The sequence below is a fragment of the Pseudomonas sp. yb_5 genome (genome assembly GCF_043103865.1).
GTDB lineage: Bacteria > Pseudomonadota > Gammaproteobacteria > Pseudomonadales > Pseudomonadaceae > Aquipseudomonas > Aquipseudomonas putida_Y.
In genome coordinates this window covers 1-3,282 of the sequence record NZ_JBICKE010000114.1, presented here as the reverse complement: position 1 = coordinate 3,282, position 3,282 = coordinate 1, and the positions used below count along the sequence as shown (strand labels likewise).

General features: G+C 48.4%; 3 protein-coding genes and 1 pseudogene. All 4 read left to right on the top strand.

From position 1 onward, the window contains the following. A partial coding sequence (locus ACF8GF_RS21205; RefSeq protein WP_392487873.1) for an RHS repeat-associated core domain-containing protein occupies positions 1–684 on the top strand: 684 nt, incomplete at its 5' end. After that, positions 681–1,316: an imm11 family protein gene (locus ACF8GF_RS21200; RefSeq protein ID WP_100774671.1), complete on the top strand. Its 636-nt coding sequence runs from the start codon at positions 681–683 to the stop codon at positions 1,314–1,316. The genes ACF8GF_RS21205 and ACF8GF_RS21200, both read left to right, overlap by 4 nt. 600 nt (positions 1,317–1,916) lie before the next feature. Further along, the gene (locus tag ACF8GF_RS21195) at positions 1,917–2,405 is read left to right on the top strand and encodes an imm11 family protein (protein WP_256559351.1); all 489 of its coding nucleotides are present in this window, start codon (positions 1,917–1,919) and stop codon (positions 2,403–2,405) included. A 147-nt stretch (positions 2,406–2,552) separates the two neighbouring features. Further along, a pseudogene (locus ACF8GF_RS21190) lies at positions 2,553–3,282 on the top strand (hypothetical protein); the annotation flags it as partial.

Sequence of the window (3,282 nt, the reverse complement as noted above, 5' to 3'; positions counted from 1 at the left end):
ACGCCGCTGGAGCTGACGGACAGTGACGGGCAGATCATTTGGCAGGCGACGTACCGTTGTTGGGGGGCTGTAGAGCAACTGCCTGTTAATAAGGTTGAGCAGAATCTACGCTTCCAAGGCCAATACTTTGATGTCGAAACCGGACTGCATTACAACACTTTCAGATTCTATGATCCTAAGGTTGGCCGATTTTTGACTCAGGACCCCATAGGCTTGGCAGGGGGCTTGAATATATATTCGTACGCTGAAAACCCTATCCAAGAAATCGATCCGCTGGGGTGGTGCTCTACGAAACTGGGTAATAACATGGGGGCCAGAAAGGGGGATGGAATGGCTAATCATCATTTAATCCCCGAAGAAATAATGAAAAAGCCTCGTTACGAAAAAATGTTTAACAGGCTTCGGTCAATGGGCTTTAATGATGATGGTGCATCCAATGGTATATTTTTGCCGGGTAGTAAGAAGCTAACGCAAAACATTGATCTGCCAGGGCATTGGTCAAGTCATGCTAAATATACTAAGGTCATTGAGTCTAAGATTTCTGCTTTGAATGACGCCTTTAGGGCTGGTAAGGTTTCTGATACGCAATTGGTATTAGGTATAGGTAAAATCCAGAATTTCGCGAGAGAAAGTCTGGAGAATAATACGTTTGTTGTGGATGCGATCACTGGGAGGCTTTTGTGAGTGGTTCCAATTATTACGTTTTACGCTATGACCCGCAGGGCAGTGGCTGCCCAATCGTGTTGTCAGGTTTTTTTAATTGTAGTGAGTTTGAATGGGATCCGTTTGAGCCAAGTCCGCTGGGGCTAAATATAACAAAAAAATATGTTTTAAAGCTGTCCGGGCTTGAAATGGAGTTGTCGGATCTGGAGTTTGATTACTACAGCATCGGTGATACTTATGTTTCGAAAAAATTTTTAGAGGTTTGCGATGAGGTTGGGGGGAAGTATAAGGCTATTCCTTTGGAGATAACCTATAAGGAGCAGTCTAGGAAAGGGGAGTTTTTCATTTTTCTTCCTGGTGAAAGTTTAGCGGCTCTGGATAAGATTGAGTCGGTATTCGAAACATCCAAGGACCTGGAGACCGGTCTCGAAATTGAAAGTCATATTTATACGGGGGCGGTGAATATTGATGCTATAAGTAGGTTTGTGGTTTCCCCAGAGCTGCAGTCGGATATTTTTAGATGTCAAGAAACCTTAGAGCTGTTTTGTAGTGAGAGGTTCAAGTCGGCGGCAACTGGCTTGAAGGGTGTTTCGTTTGAAAAAGTTGATGATAATTATTCGTATGATGCATGGGCTGAATTGAACGATATTTGAAGGCTCTAAGAGCTTTGCGAGGGGCTAGATGTCTTTGATTGTTGCGTGTCACGCCAGACCTTTGAAAATATGCAGCGCGTTGGTTCTGCCTAACAGGCGGCAGTGCCAGCGTTGCTTTTTTAGCACAGCGAGTGTAAGCGAAGCCTTCGCTCGTCAATCTTTAGACGGCGTGTCTCAGGGGGCTATAATACGATGCTTGGGATATATGGCTTTCAAAAAAATCATGTTGTTCCCGCGGCAGCTATCTAAGAATGCTGCAAGCAAGTGGGTGAGGTAACTGTTCATAATTTATACAATATTGATTTCCTGCCGAAATGTGAGGAGAGTCACCGGGTGTGAACGGTATATCGAAGCTCTTCCGCGTAATAATACTTCGACCATAGAGAAAAACTGGATGTTATTCACGATTACGTAAAAAGGTTGAACCAAAGCGGACTATCAAAAGGCTAACTCACGGAGTCATGGTTGATGAGAGAAAGGGATTGCGCGCAGATGAGTCGGCGCTGAATAAAAACTCTGCTAGAGAACCAGCTTGTGGTTAGGAATCATATACTTTCTATTTCAGATGATTACCCTGAGAGTTACTGGCTGAAGGTAAAGATGTTGTCAGGTGAAGAATCTGGGGTTTTTAAAGAGGGTGTGGCTGTAAGCAAGGATATAAAAGTCTGCTTCGAGGGATCAAAAAGGGTCAGTGCCTCCAAGCTCTTGAGCTATGATTTTTTTTACAGTGACGGGCCCAATTTGATTTCGCCACGGCTCTACGAATTAATGAGGGCAGAAAACATTTCTGGTGTTCAGTTTGTGGATGCGGATCTACTGATAGGTGAGGTTTCCTATGCTGGTTACAAAGTGTTCAGCGTGATTGATAAATCACCAGCTTTTAACTTGAAGGAGTCCGTTAGCGAACCGTTGCTTAGCTATATGCCAGATGGCCCTAGATGGTTCAGCAAGATAGTTTTGGATGATGAGGCAATACTTTCTAGTGACGTCGTTAGGGCTGAAGAGGAAAGCTCCGTCATTGTGGTGGCTGCTCGCGTCAAGTCTATTTTTGAAAATAGCTCGGTTCGCGGAGTGCAGTTTAAGGATTAGACATCTTGTCTTCGGGTCTTTCGAGATTTACTTTCTGCATAAGTTTTGTTGTGAGAGTTTGGTGGTGTGATCTTTAACAGTTAAGTATTGGACTGGCTCTGCCAAAGTGTTAGCGGAGCCAGTATTTTTACGGCATATATCGGCTAGCGCATCTACAACCCGTACAAGCAGGTGTACTTGGTGTGCACCGAGGGCGACCACTTCCTGCACTTCACTCGCACACCCGACGGAACATTGATCGACATCAGCGCCACCGGCGGCCCCCGCGTGCACCTGCAGTACGACAACCCGCTGGGTCGCCTAACCGACATCAAGCGCGTGGTGAACAACGAAGCGGTGGAAACGCTTATCACCACCTGACCACGCTGGTGACCCAGGTCAGCTACCCGGATGGCAGCACCTGGCGAGCGCGCTACGACGACAAGGGCAACCTGCTCGCCGAATTCGATGCCCTCGGCCAGATGACCGAGTACCTGAACAGCGATGACGGCCTGCCGCACACCATCATCGATGCGACCTACAAGTCCAAGTACCTGTGGTGGAACACCTTGGCCCAGGTCGAGCGCTACCAGGACTGCTCGGGCAAGAGTACGTACTACCGCTATGACGAGCGCCAGCACCTGGTCGCGGTAACGGACGCGCTAAACCAGACCACCACGCTGGCGCGCAAGCCCGACGGCGAAGTGCTGCGCATCAGCCACCCGGACGGCACCACGGAAAGCTTCACCTACAACGTCTACGGTCAGGTGCTCAGCCACACCGACGGCAAGGGCCAGACCACCCGCCTGATGCGCACGGCCCGTGGCCTGCCGAGCAGCCGCCAGGATGCCAAGGGCCAGCGGGTTCGCTACGAGTACGACAAGGCCATTCGCCTGAC

What these genes read in the sequence shown, in the direction of transcription:
- ACF8GF_RS21195 (WP_256559351.1), top strand. Translation starts at nt 1,917, where the DNA reads ATGTTGTCAGGTGAAGAATCTGGGGTTTTTAAAGAGGGTGTGGCTGTA.